Source organism: Demequina mangrovi, assembly GCF_000759715.1.
Taxonomy (GTDB): domain Bacteria; phylum Actinomycetota; class Actinomycetes; order Actinomycetales; family Demequinaceae; genus Demequina; species Demequina mangrovi.
In genome coordinates this window covers 96,045-114,941 of record NZ_BBLU01000008.1, presented here as the reverse complement: position 1 = coordinate 114,941, position 18,897 = coordinate 96,045, and the positions used below count along the sequence as shown (strand labels likewise).

Below are 18,897 nucleotides of genomic sequence, written 5' to 3'. Positions count from 1 at the left end.
GGGCGCCCGCCGGGACGTCTCAGCCGAGCTCGTCGATGGCCTCGCGCATCACCGCGAGCTGCTCGCGGACCTCGTCCGGCACCTTGGCGCCGTACGAGTCGAGGAAGCGCGCCGCATCGTCCGCCTCGGCGGTGAGCGCCGCCTGGTCGAGCCCGAACAGCGCGGCCCACTGCGCGTCGCTCACGTCGGCCGCGGCGTAGTCGATCTCGCCCGCGGCGGGGACGCGGCCGAACGGGCTGTCGACGCCCTCGGCGCGTCCTTCGATCCGATCGAGCATCCAGGCGAGCGCGTGGATGTTCTCGCCGAACCCGGGCCACAGGAACTTCCCGTCGGCGCCCTTGCGGAACCAGTTGACCTGGAAGATCGCGGGAGCGCCGCCCGCCGCCTCGGCCTTCGCGCCGACCTCGAGCCACAGCCGCCAGTGGTCGGCCATGTGCACGCCGCAGAAGGGGAGCATCGCGAAGGGGTCGCGGCGCAGCTCGCCGACGGTCCCCTCGGCGGCCGCGGTGCGCTCGGACGCGAGGGTCGCGCCCATGAACACGCCGTGCTCCCAGCTGCGGGCCTCGGACACCAGCGGCACGTTGGTCGCGCGGCGACCGCCGAAGATGATCGCGTCGAGCGTGACGCCCGCCGGGTCGTCCCAGTCGTCGGAGATGGTGGGGCACTGCGCGGCGGAGACCGTGAAGCGCGAGTTGGGGTGCGCGGCGGGGCGGTCCGCATCGGGCGTCCAGTCCTGCCCGGTCCAGTCGATGAGGTGCGTCGGCGGCTCGTCGGTCACGCCCTCCCACCACACGTCGCCGTCGTCCGTGAGGGCGACGTTGGTGAAGACCACGTCGTGCTCGAGCGTGTCCATCGCGACCGGGTTGGTCGAGCGGCCCGTGCCGGGCGCGACCCCGAAGAACCCGGCCTCGGGGTTGATCGCCCGCAGGCGCCCGTCCGGTCCGGGGGCGATCCACGCGATGTCGTCGCCGAGCGTCTCGACGGTCCACCCGGGGATGGTGGGCTGGAGCATCGCGAAGTTGGTCTTGCCGCAGGCGCTGGGGAAGGCCGCCGCGACGTGGAAGACCCTGCCGCGGGGGTTGGTGACCTTGAGCAGCAGCATGTGCGCCGCGAGCCAGCCCTCGTCCTGGCCGATCGCGCTCGCGATCCGCAGCGCGAAGGCCTTCTTCGCGAGGATCGCGTTGCCGCCGTACGCGCTGCCGTAGGACCAGACCTCGCGGCTCTCGGGGAAGTGCGAGATGTACTTGGTGGTGCTGCACGGCCACGCGACGTCGGCCTCGCCCGGTGAGAGGGGCGCGCCCACGGTGTGCGCGCACTTGACCCACTCGGTGTCGGGGCCGATCTGCGCGAGCGCCTCGGCCCCCATCCGGGTCATGGTCCCCATCGACACGACCACGTAGGGCGAGTCGGTCACCTCGACGCCGTAGCGCGTGAGGGCGCCGCCCACCGGTCCCATCGCGAACGGGACCACGTACATGGTGCGACCGCGCATCGCGCCGCGGAACAGGCCGTGGAGCGTCTCGCGCATCGCCGCCGGCGGCACCCAGTTGTTCGTGGGGCCGGCGTCCTCCTCCTTCTCGGAGCAGATGAAGGTGCGCGACTCGACGCGGGCGACGTCGTCGGGGTTCGAGCGCGCGAGGTAGCTGCCGGGGCGGCGCTCGGAGTCGAGGGGCACGATGGTCCCCGTGTCGACCATGTCGCGGATCAGCCGGGCGCGTTCGGGCTGCGAGCCGTCGCACCACACCACCTCGTCGGGCGTCGCGTGAAGCGCGAGGCGCTCGACCCACGCGACGATGCGCGGGTCGGCGGACTCGGGTGCGGAGGCGGCGCGGGTCGCTGCGGACTCGCGGAGCGGCTGGTCGATGATCGCCATGGTGGTTCCTTCGTTGGACTCGGGGATGGGATCGGTGTGAAACTTGCGTGCTGTTCTCGACGCTACGAGCAACCGGGCGTCGTTTGTCGACAATTCATGCATGAAATTTCGCTGTTCTTTCGATAACGTGAATTCCATGGCGGATCTTTCGACCTTGGGGCGCCGCGTGCGCCATTTCCGGACCGACGCGGGCCTCACGCTCGAGCAGCTCGGACGCGACGTCGACGTCGCGCCGAGCCAGCTGTCGCTCATCGAGAACGGCCGGCGCGAGCCGCGCGTCACGCTGCTGACGGCGCTCGCGAGCCGGCTCGGGGTGAGCGTCGGCGACCTGCTGGACGAGGCGCCGCCGAGCCCGCGCGCCGCCCTCGAGATCGCGCTCGAACGGGCCCAGGAGGGGTCGACCTACCGCGAGCTCGGGCTGCCGGCGCTGCGACCGACGCGCACCATGCCCGACGACGTGCTCCGCACCCTCGTGGGCCTGCACCGCGAGCTCGACCGGCGCGCCCGGCAGGCGATCGCGACCCCGGAGGAGGCGCGCCGCGCCAACACCCGCCAGCGCCTGCGCATGGAGGCGGTCGACAACCACGTGCCCGCGATCGAGGCGCTCGCCTCCGAGGACGTCGCCTCGGTCGGACACCTGGGCGGCGCGCTCACGCACCGCACGGTGAGCCTCATGGCGGACCGCCTGGGGCTCAGCATCGTCCACGCCGACGACCTCCCGCACTCGGCCCGCTGCGTGCTCGACCTCGAGAGCGGGCGCATCTACATCCCGCCGGCCTCGATCCCGGGCGGGCACGGGCTGCGCTCGCTCGCGCTGCAGGCGATGGCGCACATCCGGCTCGGCCACGGCGAGCCGAAGGATTACGCGGACTTCCTGCGCCAGCGTCAGGACGCGAGCTACTACGCCGCGGCATGCCTCATGCCCGAGGCGGCCGCGGTGCCGTTCCTCGAGAGTGCGAAGAAGGCGCGCGACATCGCGATCGAGGACTTCCGCGACGCGTTCGGCGTCACGCACGAGGCCGCCGCGCTGCGCTTCACCAACCTCGCGACGGTGCACCTGGGCATCCGTCTGCACTTCCTGCGCGCGGGCGGCGACGGCGCGCTCGTGCGCGCGTACGAGAACGACGGACTGCCGCTGCCCGTCGACGTCACCGGCGCAGCCGAGGGTCAGGTCCTGTGCCGCCACTGGAGCGCGCGGCGCGCGTTCGCGCGGACCACGCGCACCACCGAGTACTTCCAGTACACCGACACCCCGGTGGGGACCTTCTTCGAGGCGACGCAGACCGGCGCGACCGAGGCCGAGGAGTTCTCCATCACCCTCGGGGTCCCGTACGAGGAGTCGCGATGGTTCCGCGGCCGGGAGACCCAGAACCGCGCGGTGTCGCACTGCCCGGACCTCAGCTGCTGCCGGCGTCCCGACACCGAGAGCGCCGAGCGCTGGTCCGGACGCGCGTGGGCGAGCGCCCGCGTGCACGCCCACATCTTCTCGCCGCTGCCGCAGGGCACGTACCCCGGCGTCGACGACCGCGAGCTGTACGAGTTCCTCGAGTCCCACGCGCAGGACTCGGACTGAGCGTCAGCCGAACAGGCCCCACAGCGTCGCGGCGAGCGCGGCCGCCATCACCACGATCCCGAGCCAGTCGGGGCTGCGCGTGACGGACGGCCCCTCGCTCGCGGGCGCGGTCGGGTGAGCCTCGTGCCACGCGGACGATGCGCGGTGGACCAGCGCGGCGGCGTCGCCCGAGGGGGTGCCGAGCTTGTCGCCCATGCGGCCCGGGACGCCGCCGTCGACGACGTCGTTGCGCTTGTCCTCGACGTGCTGGCGGCGTGCGCTCACGCCGCCGGGCGCCGGGGCGGCGAAGGCGCCGACCTTGAGCCCGTCGTCGCCGATCACCTCGAGCGACCACCGCGTGTCGAGGTCCGCGAGGCGCGAGAACGGCATCGTCGCCGTCTGGGTGACGTTGTGGAGCTCGACACGGTCCTCGTACGTGGCGACGTGGGGGCGCAGGAAGGCGCCGTAGCCGAAGAGCGCCGCCGCGGCGCCGAGCCCGAGGCCGCCCGTCGCGTACTCGAAGCCCACGGTCGACACATGGATCACGGCGACCACCACGCCGAGCCCGATGGCGACCCAGCCCCAGACGACGGAGGAGCGCGCCCGATATGTCTGCATGCGCTCATCGTCCCATGCGAGGGTCCCGCTCCGGCGCGCGTCAGTCCTCGGACTGGCGGGCGCGGTAGGCCGCCTGCGCGGCCCTGTTGGTGCAGGTCACGGTGCAGTACTTGCGCGAGCGGTTGCGGCTGAGGTCGAGCACCACGCCCTCGCAGTCGTCCATCGCGCAGCGCGAGAAGCGCTGGAGCTCGTGGTCGCGGATGACGTCGATCATCGCCATCGCGGTCTCGACCAGGATGCGCACGTGCAGCGGCTGGTCGTCCGAGGTCGCGTGGATGTGCCAGTCGACGTCGCCGTGGCGCACCAGCTGGGGGAGCGCGTGCTGCTCCGCAAGGATCGCGTTGACCAGCGGCACCGCATCGTCGCGCGAGGCGAGGAAGAGGTCGCGCAGCGGGGTGCGGATCGCGCGGACGGGCTCGAGGTCGGCCGCCGTGGGCCGGTCGCCGGTGTAGCCGAAGCGGTCGAAGAACTCGACGAGCTCGTCGAACGTGGTGAGCGTGTCGGGCTCGAGCTCGGAGTTCGACAGGAAGACGCCTGACTCGAGCGCCTCTGCGGTGTCATCGGCGAAAGTCATTTTGACACATTACCAAAGCCGGTCTTAGGCTCATGAGCCATGACCGCTTTGACTCATGACGCTGCGCGCGTCAACCGTGCCCAGGGCCTCGGTTTCGCCCTGCTCTCGGCCGCCTCCTTCGGCCTCTCGGGAAGCCTCGCGCGCGGGCTCATGGATGCGGGCTGGACCGCGGGCGCCGCGACGCTCGTCCGTGTCGCGATCGCCGCCGTGGTCCTCACCGTTCCCGCGCTCCTCGCGCTGCGCGGGCGGTGGGTGCTGCTGCGCCGCGCGGCCGGCACCGTCATCGCGTACGGCGCGTTCGCCGTCGCCGGTGCGCAGCTCTTCTACTTCTTCGCCGTCGGGCACCTCGACGTAGGCGTCGCGCTCCTCATCGAGTACCTGTCGCCCATCGTGGTGGTGGGCTACCTGTGGGCGACGCGCGGGCACCGGCCCGGGCGCCTCACGCTGCTCGGCGCCGTGGTGGCCATGTCCGGCCTCGTGCTGCTGCTCGACCTCATCGGCGGCGCGGCGGACGTCAGCCTCGTCGGCATCGGCTGGGCGCTCGGCGCGATGGTGGGCGCCTCCGTCTACTTCGTCATCTCCGGCTCGACCTCGACCGGGCTGCCGCCCGTGACCCTGGCGTGGGGCGGCCTCGTGGTCGCCGCCGCCATCCTGGGCGCGGCCGCGGCGACCGGCGTGCTGCCCGTCGTGTTCGCGACGAACACCGTGCACCTCGTCCCGGTCGACATGCCGTGGTGGGTCGCGGTCGCGCTGCTCGGCGTCATCACCTCCGCGGTCGCCTACGTGGTCGGCATCGCCGCGACGCGCCGCCTCGGCGCGCGCCTCGGCTCCTTCATCGCGCTCATCGAGGTGCTCGCCGCGGCGCTCTTCGCCTGGGCCCTCGTGGGCCAGCAGCCCGCGCCCGTCCAGGTCGCGGGTGCGGCCCTGGTGCTGGCCGGCGTCGTCCTGGTCAAGCTGGGCGAGCCGGACGACGGGCTCGCCGGCGCCCCGGAGCCCGCGCTGCCGGGCACCGACGTGGTGCCCGATGCGCTGCCCGCCGGCATCGTCGACGAGGTCGACCTTGCGGACAGTGGACTCCCCATGACGGATGTGACTCTCGAGCGTTCCTGAGGACGATGCGGCGCGTCCCGCGTCACGTCCGCATCACGCTTCACCTTCGTCATTGGGTATCGGAGCGCGAGCGCCGGTAGAATGGCCCGGCGGTCCATGTCGGACCGTTCTCCCCCTGACAACGGAATCGAGTTCCCGCATGCCCCTGCGCTCTGATCTGCGCAACGTCGCCATCGTCGCCCACGTCGACCACGGCAAGACCACCCTCGTCGACGCCATGCTGGTGCAGGGAGGCGCCTACGGCGACCACGCCCACGTCGAGGACCGCGCCATGGACTCCGGCGACCTCGAGCGCGAGAAGGGCATCACCATCCTCGCGAAGAACACCGCGATCCGGTACACCGGTGAGGCGGCGGGCGCCGAGGGTGCCACCATCAACGTCATCGACACCCCGGGTCACGCGGACTTCGGCGGCGAGGTCGAGCGCGGCCTGTCGATGGTCGACGGGGTCGTGCTCCTGGTCGACGCGTCCGAGGGCCCGCTCCCGCAGACGCGCTTCGTGCTGCGCAAGGCGCTCGCGGCGAAGCTCCCCGTCATCATCGTCGTCAACAAGGTCGACCGCCCCGACTCGCGCATCGAGGAGGTCGTCGAGGAGACCCACGACCTGCTCCTGGGCCTCGCCTCCGACCTCGAGGACGAGGTCCCGGACCTCGACGTCGACGCGCTGCTCGAGGTGCCCGTGGTCTACGCGTCGGCCAAGGCCGGCATCGCGTCGCTCACCCAGCCCGCCGACGGCACGCTGCCCGACGGCGACTCGGTCGAGCCGCTGTTCAAGGTCATCATGGAGCGCATCCCCGCGCCGTCCTACGAGGACGGCCACCCGCTCCAGGCGCACGTCACCAACCTCGACGCCTCGCCGTTCCTCGGCCGCCTCGCGCTGCTGCGCGTCTTCAACGGCGAGATCCGCAAGGGTCAGCAGGTCGCGTGGGCCCGCAAGGACGGCTCGCTCAAGACCGTGAAGATCACCGAGCTGCTCGAGACCAAGGGCCTCGAGCGCGTCCCCGCGGAGTCCGCCAAGGCCGGCGACATCGTCGCCGTCGCGGGCATCGAGGAGATCACCATCGGCGAGACCCTCACCGACATCGAGGACCCACGTCCGCTGCCGCAGATCACGGTCGACGACCCGGCGATCTCGATGACCATCGGCATCAACACCTCGCCGCTGGCCGGCCGCGTCAAGGGCGCCAAGGTCACCGCGCGCCAGGTCAAGGACCGCCTCGACAAGGAGCTCATCGGCAACGTGTCGATCCGCGTGCTCCCCACCGAGCGTCCCGACTCGTGGGAGGTCCAGGGCCGTGGCGAGCTCGCGCTCGCGATCCTCGTCGAGCAGATGCGCCGCGAGGGCTACGAGCTCACGGTCGGCAAGCCCCAGGTGGTCACCAAGGAGATCGACGGCAAGCTCCACGAGCCGATGGAGCACATGACCATCGACGTCCCGGAGGAGCACCTCGGCGCCGTGACGCAGCTCCTCGCGTCGCGCAAGGGTCGCATGGAGTCGATGTCGAACCACGGCACCGGCTGGGTCCGCATGGAGTTCATCGTCCCGGCGCGCGGCCTCATCGGCTTCCGCAGCCAGTTCCTCACCGACACCCGCGGCACCGGCATCGCCTCGTCGATCGGTCACGGCTACGAGCCGTGGGCCGGCGCGATCGAGTACCGCACCAACGGCTCGCTGGTCGCGGACCGCGCGGGTGCGGTCACGTCCAACGCGCTCATGGCGCTGCAGGACCGCGGCACCTTCTTCGTGGGCCCCACCGAGGACGCCTACGAGGGCATGGTGATCGGCGAGAACTCGCGCAACGAGGACATGGACGTCAACATCACCAAGGAGAAGAAGCTCAACAACATCCGCTCGTCGACGGCGGAGGAGCTCGAGCGTCTGGCGCCGCCGCGCCGCCTCACCCTCGAGGAGTCCCTCGAGTTCGCGCGTGAGGACGAGTGCGTCGAGGTCACGCCCGAGAAGGTGCGCATCCGCAAGGTGATCCTGGACGGCACGGAGCGCGCCCGCGCGGCGTCGCGCCTCAAGCGCCAGAACGCGTAGCGGCACCGCCCGGCTCGCGACCCCTCCGGGGCGCGGGCCGGGCGACCCGCCGACGCAGGGGCGTCGTCTCACCGGTCCGCGGCGCACCTACCATGGTCGGCATGGCTCGCATCCTCTCCTCGTACCTCGCGATCGCGGTCCTCGGCGCGCTCGTCGCGCTCGTCGGCGCCGGATCGCACCGTGCCTACGGCTGGTTCGGGGTGACGGCAGGCCTGCTGCTGGTCGCCGCGGCGAGCACCTTCTCGCGCGCCTGGCGCGCGTACGCCGGGCTGTCGATCTTCGCCGCAGCGTGGGTGATCCTCACCTCGCTGCTCGCTACCGCCGGACCCGGCGGATCCGCGCCGCTGATCCTGTCGGACGCGCGCGGGCTCACCTGGGTCTACGGCGGCGCGATCGTGGTCGTCGTGGTCGGGCTCCTGCCGCGAAGGCTCCTCGGTGACGTGAAGGAGGTCGCGGCATGAGCGACCGGCACGACGACGATCTGACCGAGAGCCTCGACGCGGTCGAGGAGCAGCCGCGCCCCGAGGACGAGGCCGCGGCCCCCGAGGAGTCCGTCGAGACTGAGGAGACGGTCGAGCCCGACGAGGCCGTCAAGCCCGACGAGGCTGTCACTCCTGAGGAGCCCGTCGAGTCCGACGAGCCCATCGAGTCCGACGAGCCCATCGAGTCCGACGAGCCCGCGGCGGATCAGGAGCCAGACGGCTTCGATGACGACGAGGCCCAGGCCGAGATCGACGCCGACCTCGACGGCGACGAGGAGGAGACCGAGACGGTTCCCGCCTTCCTCGCCGAGCCGCCCGCCGACCCCGACGACCAGCCCACCGCGGTGCTGCCCGCGGTGCCGGCGGCCGTGGCGACGGCGGCGGAGCCCGAGCCGGTCGAGGCGGAGATCGTCGAGACCCTCCCGGAGGACGAGGCCGCGCAGGACGATGCGGACCACGCTGCCGAGGCGCGCCGAGGGGTCCGTTGGGGCCGCTGGGCGCTGGCACTCGTGCTCGTGCTGCTGGTCGGCGGCTACGGCGCGGCCGCCGTGTACGCGGCGGACAGGATCCCCGCGGGGACGACCGTGCTGGGCGTCGACCTCGGCGGGATGGACCGCGACGAGGCCGTGGACGCGCTCAAGCCCGCGGTCGACGAGCTCAACTCGACGCCGGTGACCCTCACCGCGGACGACCGCGAGACCAGCATCGACCCGCTGGACTCCGGGCTCGTCGCGGGCGCCGGCGCCACCGTCGACGACCTCATCTCGTTCAGCCTCTCGCCCTACGACATCCTCCGCGCCTTCACGGGGCGCGGCGTCGAGGTCCCGGTCGTCACCGTGGTCGACGAGGAGGCGCTGGCCGCCTCGATCGAGGACGCCGCCGGCCCGCTCGAGGTCGACGGGCAGGACGCGTCGGTCGAGGTCACCTCGACCGGTGCCACGTCCGAGCCCGCGATCGACGGGATCGCGGTCGACTCCGAGACCACGGCGTCCGGGCTGGGCGACGCCTGGCCCGTCGACACCTACGAGGCCGTCACGGTCTCGAAGCCGGCGGCGATCACCACCGAGACCGCGGACGCGTTCATGACGGAGCTCAACTCGGAGATCCTCGCGGGCGACGTCGAGATGACGGGGCCGAACGGCAGCGCGACGGTCACGTCCGAGCAGCTCACGCGCCTGGGCTCGGTCGCGACCGAGGGCGACGGCTTCGTGCTCGAGGTCGACGGTCTCACCCTCGCGGCCGAGCTCGAGTCGGCCGACCCGTCCCTGGTGAGCGCGCCCACGTCCGCCTCGTTCTCCTTCGACAAGAAGCACGACATCAAGGTCAAGGAGTCGACGGCGGGGCAGGCGATCGACGGCGCCGCGCTCGGCGAGGCCGTCGTGGCCGCGGCGATGACCGTCGACCGCGCCGGCGAGATGCCGTACCACGAGACCGAGGCCTCGGTCACGAGCGACGACCTGGGCGTGAGCGACTTCAAGGAGAAGGTCGCGTCGTTCGACACGCCGCTGACCCCGGAGCCCATCCGCACGCAGAACCTCGTGGTCGGTGCGAAGAAGGTCACCGGAACCGTGCTGCAGCCCGATGAGACGTTCTCGCTCCTCGACACGCTCGCGCCCATCACCGTCGAGGGCGGCTACCAGGCCGCTCACGTCATCGTCGACGGGTTCCTCGCCGACGGCATCGGCGGCGGCCTGTCGCAGATGGCGACCACGGTCTACAACGCCGCGTACTTCGCGGGGCTCGAGGACGTCGAGCATCGTCCGCACACCAAGTGGTTCGACCGCTACCCGGCGGGCCGCGAGGCGACGATCTACTCGGGTGCGCTCGACCTGCGCTTCAAGAACAACACGCCGTACGCGCTGGTGCTCAGCTCGTACGTGGAGGACGACACCCTGCACGTCGACATCTGGTCGACGCCGTACTACGAGGTGAAGACCTACGCGTCCGAGAAGACCGACTTCGTCCAGCCCGAGCGCGTGGAGTCCGACCGCGAGGGCTGCATCAACACGGCCCCCGGCAACCCGGGCTTCACCATCACCAACACGCGCGAGGTGTACCTCGACGGCGCGCTGGTCGACGAGTCGTCGTACACGTGGAGGTACCAGCCCAACGACGGCGTCACCTGCACCGCCGAATAGCGGGCACGATGCGCACGCCGGGGGCGGTGGACGGCCCCGGTAGGAGCGTCGCCCGGCGGCGGTATGATGGCCGCACCCCCGTAGATCCCAGCTTGGAGGAGGCGCAGTGACCTACGTCATCGCTCTGCCGTGTGTCGACGTCAAGGACAAGGCGTGCATCGACGAGTGTCCGGTGGACTGCATCTACGAGGGCGAGCGCATGCTCTACATCCACCCGGACGAGTGCGTCGACTGCGGCGCCTGCGAGCCGGTGTGCCCCGTCGAGGCGATCTACTACGAGGACGACGTCCCGGACAAGTGGGCCGAGTACTACAACGCGAACGTCGAGTTCTTCTCGGAGATCGGGTCGCCGGGCGGCGCCGCGAAGATGGGGCTGATCGAGCACGATCACGACCTCATCAAGTCGCTCGCGCCCCAGAACGGCTGACGCGCGCGCATGGGGCTGAGCCCTCGCTCGCTGCCGGACTTCCCGTGGGACTCGCTCGCGCCGTACAAGGCGCGCGCGGCGTCGCACCCTGACGGCCTCGTCGACCTCTCCGTCGGCACGCCCGTCGATCCGACGCCCGCCGTGGTCCGCGAGGCTCTCGCGGCCGCGGCGGACGCGCCGGGCTACCCGACCACGCACGGCACCGCGGCGCTCCGCGAGGCCGTCGCGGGGTGGTTCGCGCGCCGCCGCGGCGCCCCGGGTCTCGATCCGGCGGCCGTGCTGCCCACGGTCGGGTCCAAGGAGCTCGTGGCCACGCTGCCGGCCTACCTCGGTCTCGGTCCGGGCGACGTGGTGGTGCACCCCGAGGCGGCGTACCCGACGTACGACGTCGGTGCGCGGCTCGCCGGCGCGACCCCGCTCGCGAGCGACGACGTCGAGGCGTGGCGCGGCAACCCCGCGGTGCGCCTCGTCTGGGTCAACTCGCCGTCGAACCCCACCGGCCGGGTCGCCACCGTCGAGCAGCTCGCTGAGGTGGTCGCCGCGGCGCGCGAGATCGGCGCGCTGGTCGCATCGGACGAGTGCTACGCCGAGCTCTCGTGGACGGGCGCCGAGGTGCCGTCCGTGCTCGATCCGCGCGTGTGCGGCGGGTCCCACGAGGGGGTCCTCGCGGTGTACTCGCTTTCGAAGCAGTCCAACCTCGCGGGCTACCGCGCGGCCTTCGTCGCGGGCGACCCCGCGGTGATCGCACCGCTGCTCGAGGTGCGCAAGCACGCGGGGCTCATCGTCCCCGCCCCGGTGCAGGCCGCGATGACGGTCGCGCTGGCGGACGATGCGCACGTCGCCGAGCAGAAGGAGCGCTACCGGGCGCGCCGGGAGCTGCTGCTGCCGGCCGTGCGGGCCGCGGGCTTCCGTGTCGAGCACTCCGAGGCAGGCCTGTACCTGTGGGCCACCCGCGACGAGGATTGCTGGGACACTCTCGATTACCTGGCAGATCGGGGCATACTGGCCGCACCGGGAGCGTTCTACGGCGAGGCTGCGCGGCGGCATGTGCGCATCGCCCTCACCGCGAGCGATTCCGGGATCTCTCGGGCATCTAGTAGGCTCGCAAAACGCGAGTAAACCAGCGCTCAAGTTTTGGGCGAGGGTTCATGATTTCGAAGGGGAGAACATGGCGCAAGTGGTGGACGCAAGGCTGACGGTCGACGGCAGCACTCGGGAGCTCCCGCTCGAGCGGTCGACCATCGGCAACGACGGCATGTCCGTCGCCACGCTCATGCGCGACACCAGCCTGGTGACCGTCGACCCGGGATTCATGAACACCGCCTCGTGCGAGAGCTCGATCACCTACATCGACGGCGACAACGGGATCCTGCGCTACCGCGGCTACCCGATCGAGCAGCTCGCGGAGAACTCGACGTTCCTCGAGGTCGCCTACCTGCTGATCCACGGCGAGCTCCCCACCGAGGACCAGCTCACCGCGCTCAACAACCGCGTGTCGCGCCACCTGCACGTGCACGAGGGGATCAAGTCCTTCCTCGGCGCCTTCCCGCGCGACGCGCACCCCATGGCGGTGCTCTCCGGGGCCATCTCCGCGCTCAGCACGTTCTACCCCGAGTCCGTGGGCCGCTCTCCCGAGGAGATCGAGCTCGCGACCGTGCTGCTGCTCGCGAAGACCGCGACCGTGATCGCGTACCTGCAGCGTCGCGCCGGTGGCGGCGACCTCATCGAGCCGCGCCGCGGCGGCCATTACGTGGACGAGTTCCTCCGGATCGCGTTCTCGCCCGCGTCGGGCGACATCGACATCGACCCGGCGGTCAAGCGCGCGGTCGACGTCCTTCTCATCCTCCACGCGGACCATGAGCAGAACTGCTCGACCTCGACCGTCCGCATCGTCGGCTCGTCGCACGCGAACATCTACGCCTCGGTCGCCGCGGGCGTGAGCGCGCTGTCCGGGCCGCTGCACGGCGGCGCCAACGAGGCCGCGCTGCGCATGTTCGACCAGATCAAGGAGTCCGGCGACACCGTCGAGCAGTTCGTGGCGAAGGTCAAGGACAAGGCCGAGGGCGCGCGTCTCATGGGATTCGGCCACCGCGTCTACAAGTCGTACGACCCGCGTGGCGCCGTGGTGAAGAAGCTCGCGGACGAGCTCCTCACGTCGCTGGGCGGCTCGGACGAGACCTTCCAGATGGCGCAGCGCCTCGAGGAGATCGCGCTGTCCGACGACTACTTCGTCGAGCGCAAGCTCTATCCCAACGTCGACTTCTACACGGGCCTTCTCTACTCGGCGATGGGCTTCCCGACCACGATGTTCACGCCGCTGTTCGCGCTCGGCCGCATGCCCGGCTGGATCGCGCACTACCGCGAGATGCTCAACGACCCCCGCACCAAGATCGGCCGTCCGCGCCAGATCTACACCGGTGAGGTCGAGCGCGACTACGTGCCGCTCGCGCAGCGCGGCGACGAGTAGACCTCCGCGGCGTAGACTCGTGCGGTGAGGGCCGACCGGCCCGGCGGGATGCCCCGGACCCGCTCGACGAGGCAAGGGGGCACGTCATGACGAGCGACGACGCGCTGCGGCGCGAGGCGAAGCGACGCGTGGAGGCACGCAACGGCTTCTACTGGTTCCTGGTCGTCTGCCTGATCCTGTGGAGCATGTTCACGTTCATCTGGTGGTCGAACGGCGGCGGCTACTTCTGGCCCGCGTGGCCGATGCTCGGCATGGGCATCGGGCTCGCCTTCACGGCGGCCGCGGCCTTCCTTCCGGGCGCCGGACGCCCGAGCGAGGACCGGATCGAGCGCGAGTACCGCAAGCTCAAGGGCAGCATGGGCGACGGGGGCGAGAGCTCCTAGGGTTCGACCGGCAGCAGCCGCACGGCCACGCCGAGGGGCGCGCCGGGGGCGTCCACCGCGCCCAGGCCGGTGGCGCGCTCCCACCCGGTGGTCCCGTCGACCACCGCCTCGACGGACTCGGTCGCGGCGACGGCGACGGCCCACGCCGCGAAGGCGTCGCGGCGCCAGCGCTCCGCGCCGGCGGGCACCACGTCGAGCCAGAGCCCGTCCTCGGTCGAGGCGAGCGCGCGTACCTCGTATGCCCCGGCGCCCAGGTCGTGGTCGATGCGGTCGACGAAGGCGGCCGCGGTGGTGCCGGGCCCCGCGGAGACGTCGCAGTCGACGGCGAGCGAGCCGGAGTGCCCGCGCAGCGCCGACGCCCACAGCCGCGCCATTCCCTCGTGCTTCGCGTAGGCGTCCGGGAAGGCCGAGCGCTGGACGGTCTGCGCCGCCACGGTCACGGCCATGTCCTGCCAGCCGCTCACCTTCGCCAGCGCCGTGTAGAACGTGTCCGCCGAGTAGTACGGGTCCATGATCTGCTCGATCGACCCCCAGCCCTGCGACGGGCGCTGCTGGAACAGCCCGATCGAGTCGCGGTCGCCGTAGTCGATGTTGATGAGGCTCGACTCCTGCATCGCGGTCGCGATCCCGATGGTCGCGCCGCGCGCGGGCAGCCCCAGGCGCGACGAGGACGCCGCGATGAGCGCCGCGTTGCCCGCCTGCTCCGCCGACAGGCTCGCCGATGCCTCGTCGAGCGACGCCGTGCATCGTCCGCTCGGCTCGCCCTCGCGCGGCTGCACCGCGAGCAGGTAGGTGCCGTAGACCGCGGCGCCGCCCGCGAGCGTGAGGATCGCGAGCGCGGCGACGGAGCGCCGCCGCGCGCTCACGTCAGTTCGCGTGGAGCGCGGAGTTGAGCTCGATGCCCTTGCCCTCGCGCGCCACGGCCTCGATGACGCCCGTGACCGAGTTGCGCCAGAACATGATGCCGTCCTGGCCCGAGAGCTCGCGCGCCTTCACCACGACCGGGTCGCCGGCCTCGTCGGTGCGGCCCTTGAGGGTGACCTTGGTGCCCGCCGTGATGTAGAGGCCCGCCTCGACCACGCAGTCCTCGCCGAGCGCGATGCCGACGCCCGCGTTGGCGCCGAGCAGCGAGCGCGCGCCGATCGACACGACCTCCTTGCCGCCGCCCGAGAGGGTGCCCATGATCGACGCGCCGCCGCCGATGTCCGCGCCGTCGTGCACCACGACGCCCGCGGAGATGCGGCCCTCGACCATCGAGTGGCCCAGCGTGCCGGCGTTGAAGTTCACGAAGCCCTCGTGCATCACGGTGGTGCCCTCGGCCAGGTGCGCGCCCAGGCGCACGCGGTCGGCATCGGCGACGCGGACGCCGGAGGGGACCACGTAGTCGACCATGCGCGGGAACTTGTCGATGCCGTACACCGTGAGCTGGCGGCCGAAGGCGCGGTAGCGCAGGCGCACCTGCTCGAAGCCCTCGATCGCGCAGGGACCGTCGGAGGTCCACACGGCGTTGGTGAGCGCGCCGAAGACCCCGTCGAGGTTGAGGCCGTGCGGCTGCACGATGCGATGGCTGAGGAGGTGGAGGCGCAGGTACGCGTCCTCGACGGAGGCGGGCGCCTCGTCCAGGTCGATCACCGTCTTCACGACCTTGATCACGACGTCGCGCAGATCGTCGGTGCGCTCCGCGGCCTTGAGCTGCGCGGGCGCGTCGTCGCGGGCCTTCGGCTCGCCGAGCGCGGGGGAGGGGTACCAGGTGTCGAGCACGGTGCCGTTGTTGTCGATGGTCGCGAGGCCGAATCCGAAGGCGGGTCGAGTCATGGATCCAGGGTAGTTCAGGCGCGGCGCACCCCTCGCGCGCCTCGGGCTCCCGAGGGCTTCGGCGGGACATGAGGGCCGGATCCGGGCCCGATCGTGCCTGCATGTCCCGCCAGGGCGCCCGGGGCGCGCGGATAGGCTGACGTCATGACCCACCTCGACCTGGCCGCATCCGTCGAAGACCTGGCGAAGGCCCTGGTCGACATCCCCTCGGTGTCGGGCAACGAGGACCGGATCGCGGACGCGGTCGAGGCGGCCCTGGCGCCGCTCGAGCATCTCGAGGTGATCCGGCTCGGCAACGCGATCGTCGCGCGCACCGCGCTGGGGCGCGCCGAGCGGGTGGTGATCGCGGGCCACCTCGACACCGTGCCGATCAAGGGAAACGTCCCGGGCGAGTGGTCGCCCGAGGGCGACCTCGTGGGGCGCGGCTCCGTCGACATGAAGGCCGGCGTCGCGGTGCAGCTCTCGCTCGCCGCGGCGCTCGACGCGCCCACGCGGGACGTCACCTGGGTGTTCTACGACCAGGAGGAGGTCGAGGCGGTGCGCAACGGCCTCGGCCGGGTCGCGCGCGAGCGCCCCGACCTGGTCGAGGGGGACTTCGCGGTCCTGTGCGAGCCGACGTCCGGCGTCATCGAGGGAGGGTGCAACGGGACGATGCGCGCGGAGGTGCGGATCCCGGGCAGGGCCGCGCACAGCGCCCGCGCGTGGAAGGGCGTCAACGCGGTCCACCGCGCCGCGCCGCTGCTCGCCGCGCTCGCGGCCTACGAGGCCGAGACCATCGCCGTCGACGGGCTCGAGTACCGCGAGGGCATCAACGCGGTCGGGATCTCGGGCGGCATCGCCGGCAACGTCATCCCCGACGAGTGCATCGTCACCGTCAACTACCGCTTCGCGCCGTGCTGGACCCTCGAGCAGGCGCAGGAGCGCCTCGAGGGCCTCATCGCGTCGGCCGGGCTCGACGCGTACGTCGTCGTGTACACGGACCTCTCGGGCGCCGCGCGGCCCGGCCTCGACGCCCCGCTCGCCGCCTCGTTCGCCGCATCGGTCGCCGCCACCGGTGTCGACGCGCCGCGGGCGAAGCAGGGCTGGACCGACGTCGCGCGCTTCGGCGAGCTGGGGATCCCCGCCGTCAACTACGGCCCGGGCGACCCCGAGCTCGCGCACGCCGACGACGAGCGCTGCCCCGTCGAGGACATCCGCAACTGCCGTGCGGGCCTGGAGGCCTGGCTCACGTCCTGAGGAGGACTCATGAAGGAGTACCGCAAGGGTCCCGTGCTGCTGCGCGGGGTCAACGTCCCCACGTCCTCGACAGCCGAGCGCCTGCTCGATGAGCGCGACCATGCGGACTGGGTCCACGGCGACCCGTGGCGGGTGCTCCGGATCCAGTCCGAGTTCGTCGAGGGCTTCGGCGCCCTCGCGGAGCTCGGTCCCGCGATCACCGTCTACGGGTCCGCGCGCTCCGCGGTCGACTCCGCCGAGTACGCGGCCGGCGTCGAGGTGGGACGGCTGCTGGTCGAGGCCGGCTACGCCGTCATCACGGGCGGCGGGCCCGGCTGCATGGAGGCGGCCAACAAGGGCGCGGCGGAGGCGGGCGGGACCTCCGTGGGGCTCGGCATCGAGCTGCCCTTCGAACAGGGCATGAACGAGCACATCAACCTGGGCATCCACTTCCGCTACTTCTTCGTGCGCAAGACGATGTTCGTGAAGTACGCGCAGGGCTTCATCGCCCTGCCGGGCGGCTTCGGCACCCTCGACGAGCTGTTCGAGTGCCTCACGCTGGTGCAGACCCGCACGGTCCGCCGCTTCCCGCTCGTGCTGCTCGGCAGCGAGTACTGGGGTGGCCTCGTGGGCTGGCTGCGCGACACCGTGGCGGGGGAGGGCAAGATCGCCGCGCACGACCTCGACCTGCTCCACATCACGGACTCCCCGGAGGAGGCGGTCCGGCTCGCCACCACGCCGCAGGCCGAGGGCTGACGCCTCGTCCCGGCCGATGACGCGGGCCGGGAGCGCGCACAGGTCCGCGCCCGGAGCGGCGCGCGACTAGGGCATGTGCCCGATGCGGACGGGACGGCTTGCCCGCGAGGCTCCCGGTGACGCCGGACGGACCGGCGCACACGGAAAGGACACCGCCATGCCTCGCTACCTCGTCCAGCGGACGTTCCCGGACGGCCTCGAGATCCCCACCACGTCGGAGGGCGCCCGCGGGTGCCTCGGCGTCGTCGACGCCAACGCCACCCAGGGCGTGACCTGGGTGCATTCCTACGTGACCGACGACAAGTCCCTCACGTACTGCATCTACGACGGGCCGAGCCCCGACGCGGTCCGCTCCGCCGCCTCGCTCACCGGGCTGCCGGTCGACACCATCACCGAGGTGCGGGTCCTGGACCCGTACTTCTACCACGGGGCCTGAGGGGTCGACCGGACGCGCCGTACGGGGGGAGGGATTTGGGAACGCTCCCGCCCCCGCAGTAGAATCAGGTGCAATGCCGCGTCACGCGGACCGTGACCCACCTGAGGAGAAGCACACGATGGCTGCAATGAAGCCCCGCACCGGCGACGGCCCCATGGAGGTCGTGAAGGAGGGTCGCAGCTACGTGATGCGGGTCCCGCTCGAGGGCGGCGGCCGCCTCGTGGTGGAGATCACCGCGGACGAGGTCAAGGAGCTCGGCGACGCGCTCCACGCCGCGATCCAGTAGGCGCGGCCCGACACAGGTTTCCCGACCCCGGCATGGTCCTCGGACCGTGCCGGGGTTCGTCGTCTCCTACGCCTTGACGGCGGTGAGCAGGCCGTCGCCGGCGTCGAGCAGCGCGACGGTGAGGCGCTCGTCCTCGCGTACGGCCTTGAGCGTCTCGCGCACCGCGGTGGTGTCCTTGTCGCGCTGCGCCGGGTCCGGCACCCGCCCGTGCCATAGCGCGTTGTCGATGAGCAGCAGGCCGCCCGAGCGCAGGAGCCGCATCGCGTGCTCGAGGTACGCGGGGTACTCGGACTTGCGGGCGTCGATGAGGACGATGTCGTAGCCGCCGTCGGTGAGCCGGGGCAGCACGTCGAGCGCACGGCCCGTGATCATGCGCGCGCGCTCGGGCGCGAAGCCCGCCGCCGCGATGGTGCGCCGCGCCGCCTTGTGGTGCTCGGGCTCGACGTCGATCGTGGTGACCACTCCCGTGGGCGCCATCCCGCGCAGCAGATAGGTGAGGGAGATCCCGGCACCGGTGCCGATCTCCACCGCCGTGGTGGCGCGCATGGCCTTCGCCAGCACCTCGATCGCCCTCGACGCGCCCGGCAGCACGGGCACGCAGCCCAGCTCGTCGGCGACGTCGCGAGCCTCGAGGATCACGCGATCCTCCTCGACGAAGTCCTCGGCATACGCCCAGTTCGCTGCCTCGATTGTCATCTCGCCTCCCTCTCGGGGTCAGCCTATC

The 18,897-nt window shown here is 71.8% G+C and carries 19 protein-coding genes; 13 read left to right on the top strand and 6 right to left on the bottom strand.

Annotated elements, in window-relative coordinates; all coding sequences use genetic code 11:
• Positions 1–19: 19 nt before the first annotated feature.
• Positions 20–1,873 carry a phosphoenolpyruvate carboxykinase (GTP) gene (locus TR42_RS09075; RefSeq protein WP_052405884.1) on the bottom strand — a complete coding sequence of 618 codons (1,854 nt, stop codon included), beginning with the start codon at positions 1,871–1,873 and terminating at the stop codon, positions 20–22.
• A 136-nt stretch (positions 1,874–2,009) separates the two neighbouring features.
• On the opposite strand from TR42_RS09075, the gene TR42_RS09070 reads away from it, so the two are divergent.
• Positions 2,010–3,446, top strand: a complete 1,437-nt coding sequence (locus TR42_RS09070) for a helix-turn-helix transcriptional regulator (protein ID WP_042215098.1) — start codon at positions 2,010–2,012, stop codon at positions 3,444–3,446.
• Between the two features lie 3 nt (positions 3,447–3,449).
• Here the strand turns inward: TR42_RS09070 and TR42_RS09065 are convergent, their stop codons facing one another.
• Entirely contained in the window at positions 3,450–4,043 is a 594-nt protein-coding gene (locus tag TR42_RS09065) for a hypothetical protein (RefSeq protein ID WP_042215096.1), read from the bottom strand.
• Between the two features lie 40 nt (positions 4,044–4,083).
• The gene (locus tag TR42_RS09060) at positions 4,084–4,617 is read right to left on the bottom strand and encodes a CGNR zinc finger domain-containing protein (protein WP_042215094.1); all 534 of its coding nucleotides are present in this window, start codon (positions 4,615–4,617) and stop codon (positions 4,084–4,086) included.
• 39 nt (positions 4,618–4,656) lie between these two features.
• Between TR42_RS09060 and TR42_RS09055 the strand changes: the two genes are divergently transcribed.
• The 8 genes from TR42_RS09055 (at position 4,657) to TR42_RS09020 (ending at position 13,665) form a co-directional block, all read left to right on the top strand.
• Positions 4,657–5,727 carry an EamA family transporter gene (locus TR42_RS09055; protein ID WP_042215093.1) on the top strand — a complete coding sequence of 357 codons (1,071 nt, stop codon included), beginning with the start codon at positions 4,657–4,659 and terminating at the stop codon, positions 5,725–5,727.
• Between the two features lie 139 nt (positions 5,728–5,866).
• Positions 5,867–7,768, top strand: a complete 1,902-nt coding sequence (gene typA / locus TR42_RS09050; protein WP_042215091.1) for a translational GTPase TypA — start codon at positions 5,867–5,869, stop codon at positions 7,766–7,768.
• Between the two features lie 101 nt (positions 7,769–7,869).
• The gene (locus TR42_RS09045) at positions 7,870–8,229 is read left to right on the top strand and encodes a hypothetical protein (protein ID WP_042215089.1); all 360 of its coding nucleotides are present in this window, start codon (positions 7,870–7,872) and stop codon (positions 8,227–8,229) included.
• Positions 8,226–10,388 carry a VanW family protein gene (locus TR42_RS09040; RefSeq protein WP_042215087.1) on the top strand — a complete coding sequence of 721 codons (2,163 nt, stop codon included), beginning with the start codon at positions 8,226–8,228 and terminating at the stop codon, positions 10,386–10,388. The genes TR42_RS09045 and TR42_RS09040 overlap by 4 nt, the downstream gene beginning before the upstream one ends.
• A 106-nt stretch (positions 10,389–10,494) precedes the next feature.
• Positions 10,495–10,815 (top strand): ferredoxin, encoded by a 321-nt coding sequence (gene fdxA / locus TR42_RS09035; RefSeq protein ID WP_042215085.1) that lies wholly within the window; start codon positions 10,495–10,497, stop codon positions 10,813–10,815.
• A 9-nt stretch (positions 10,816–10,824) separates the two neighbouring features.
• Positions 10,825–11,934: a succinyldiaminopimelate transaminase gene (gene dapC / locus TR42_RS09030; protein WP_042215083.1), complete on the top strand. Its 1,110-nt coding sequence runs from the start codon at positions 10,825–10,827 to the stop codon at positions 11,932–11,934.
• Between the two features lie 49 nt (positions 11,935–11,983).
• Complete coding sequence (locus TR42_RS09025) at positions 11,984–13,282, top strand: citrate synthase (protein ID WP_042215082.1); 1,299 nt, start codon at positions 11,984–11,986, stop codon at positions 13,280–13,282.
• 86 nt (positions 13,283–13,368) lie between these two features.
• Entirely contained in the window at positions 13,369–13,665 is a 297-nt protein-coding gene (locus TR42_RS09020; protein ID WP_042215080.1) for a 2TM domain-containing protein, read from the top strand.
• Here the strand turns inward: TR42_RS09020 and TR42_RS09015 are convergent.
• Both TR42_RS09015 and dapD read right to left on the bottom strand, forming a co-directional pair.
• Positions 13,662–14,531 (bottom strand): hypothetical protein, encoded by an 870-nt coding sequence (locus TR42_RS09015; protein ID WP_052405882.1) that lies wholly within the window; start codon positions 14,529–14,531, stop codon positions 13,662–13,664. The two genes, TR42_RS09020 and TR42_RS09015, sit on opposite strands and share 4 nt — an antisense overlap.
• A 1-nt stretch (position 14,532) precedes the next feature.
• Entirely contained in the window at positions 14,533–15,480 is a 948-nt protein-coding gene (gene dapD / locus TR42_RS09010; protein ID WP_042215076.1) for a 2,3,4,5-tetrahydropyridine-2,6-dicarboxylate N-succinyltransferase, read from the bottom strand.
• Positions 15,481–15,624: 144 nt separating this feature from the next.
• On the opposite strand from dapD, the gene dapE reads away from it, so the two are divergent.
• From dapE to TR42_RS08990, 4 genes are all read left to right on the top strand, one after another.
• Entirely contained in the window at positions 15,625–16,716 is a 1,092-nt protein-coding gene (gene dapE / locus TR42_RS09005) for a succinyl-diaminopimelate desuccinylase (protein WP_042215074.1), read from the top strand.
• Between the two features lie 9 nt (positions 16,717–16,725).
• Complete coding sequence (locus tag TR42_RS09000) at positions 16,726–17,451, top strand: LOG family protein (RefSeq protein WP_042215073.1); 726 nt, start codon at positions 16,726–16,728, stop codon at positions 17,449–17,451.
• A 157-nt stretch (positions 17,452–17,608) separates the two neighbouring features.
• On the top strand, positions 17,609–17,887 hold the full coding sequence (locus TR42_RS08995; protein ID WP_042215072.1) for a DUF4242 domain-containing protein: 279 nt from the start codon (positions 17,609–17,611) through the stop codon (positions 17,885–17,887).
• 118 nt (positions 17,888–18,005) lie between these two features.
• Positions 18,006–18,173 carry a DUF3117 domain-containing protein gene (locus TR42_RS08990; RefSeq protein ID WP_074789343.1) on the top strand — a complete coding sequence of 56 codons (168 nt, stop codon included), beginning with the start codon at positions 18,006–18,008 and terminating at the stop codon, positions 18,171–18,173.
• A 66-nt stretch (positions 18,174–18,239) separates the two neighbouring features.
• On the opposite strand, the gene TR42_RS08985 is transcribed toward TR42_RS08990, so the two are convergent.
• A complete protein-coding gene (locus TR42_RS08985; protein WP_042215070.1) occupies positions 18,240–18,869 on the bottom strand; it encodes an O-methyltransferase in 630 nt (209 codons plus the stop codon).
• Between the last annotated feature and the right edge of the window lie 28 nt (positions 18,870–18,897).

Bases quoted from the DNA above. Each gene is read 5' to 3' on its own strand.
- TR42_RS09075 (WP_052405884.1), bottom strand. From the start codon at position 1,873: ATGGCGATCATCGACCAGCCGCTCCGCGAGTCCGCAGCGACCCGCGCC.
- TR42_RS09070 (WP_042215098.1), top strand. From the start codon at position 2,010: ATGGCGGATCTTTCGACCTTGGGGCGCCGCGTGCGCCATTTCCGGACC.
- TR42_RS09065 (WP_042215096.1), bottom strand. From the start codon at position 4,043: ATGCAGACATATCGGGCGCGCTCCTCCGTCGTCTGGGGCTGGGTCGCC.
- TR42_RS09060 (WP_042215094.1), bottom strand. From the start codon at position 4,617: ATGACTTTCGCCGATGACACCGCAGAGGCGCTCGAGTCAGGCGTCTTC.
- TR42_RS09055 (WP_042215093.1), top strand. From the start codon at position 4,657: ATGACCGCTTTGACTCATGACGCTGCGCGCGTCAACCGTGCCCAGGGC.
- typA (WP_042215091.1), top strand. From the start codon at position 5,867: ATGCCCCTGCGCTCTGATCTGCGCAACGTCGCCATCGTCGCCCACGTC.
- TR42_RS09045 (WP_042215089.1), top strand. From the start codon at position 7,870: ATGGCTCGCATCCTCTCCTCGTACCTCGCGATCGCGGTCCTCGGCGCG.
- TR42_RS09040 (WP_042215087.1), top strand. From the start codon at position 8,226: ATGAGCGACCGGCACGACGACGATCTGACCGAGAGCCTCGACGCGGTC.
- dapC (WP_042215083.1), top strand. From the start codon at position 10,825: ATGGGGCTGAGCCCTCGCTCGCTGCCGGACTTCCCGTGGGACTCGCTC.
- TR42_RS09025 (WP_042215082.1), top strand. From the start codon at position 11,984: ATGGCGCAAGTGGTGGACGCAAGGCTGACGGTCGACGGCAGCACTCGG.
- TR42_RS09020 (WP_042215080.1), top strand. From the start codon at position 13,369: ATGACGAGCGACGACGCGCTGCGGCGCGAGGCGAAGCGACGCGTGGAG.
- dapD (WP_042215076.1), bottom strand. From the start codon at position 15,480: ATGACTCGACCCGCCTTCGGATTCGGCCTCGCGACCATCGACAACAAC.
- dapE (WP_042215074.1), top strand. From the start codon at position 15,625: ATGACCCACCTCGACCTGGCCGCATCCGTCGAAGACCTGGCGAAGGCC.
- TR42_RS09000 (WP_042215073.1), top strand. From the start codon at position 16,726: ATGAAGGAGTACCGCAAGGGTCCCGTGCTGCTGCGCGGGGTCAACGTC.
- TR42_RS08995 (WP_042215072.1), top strand. From the start codon at position 17,609: ATGCCTCGCTACCTCGTCCAGCGGACGTTCCCGGACGGCCTCGAGATC.
- TR42_RS08990 (WP_074789343.1), top strand. From the start codon at position 18,006: ATGGCTGCAATGAAGCCCCGCACCGGCGACGGCCCCATGGAGGTCGTG.
- TR42_RS08985 (WP_042215070.1), bottom strand. From the start codon at position 18,869: ATGACAATCGAGGCAGCGAACTGGGCGTATGCCGAGGACTTCGTCGAG.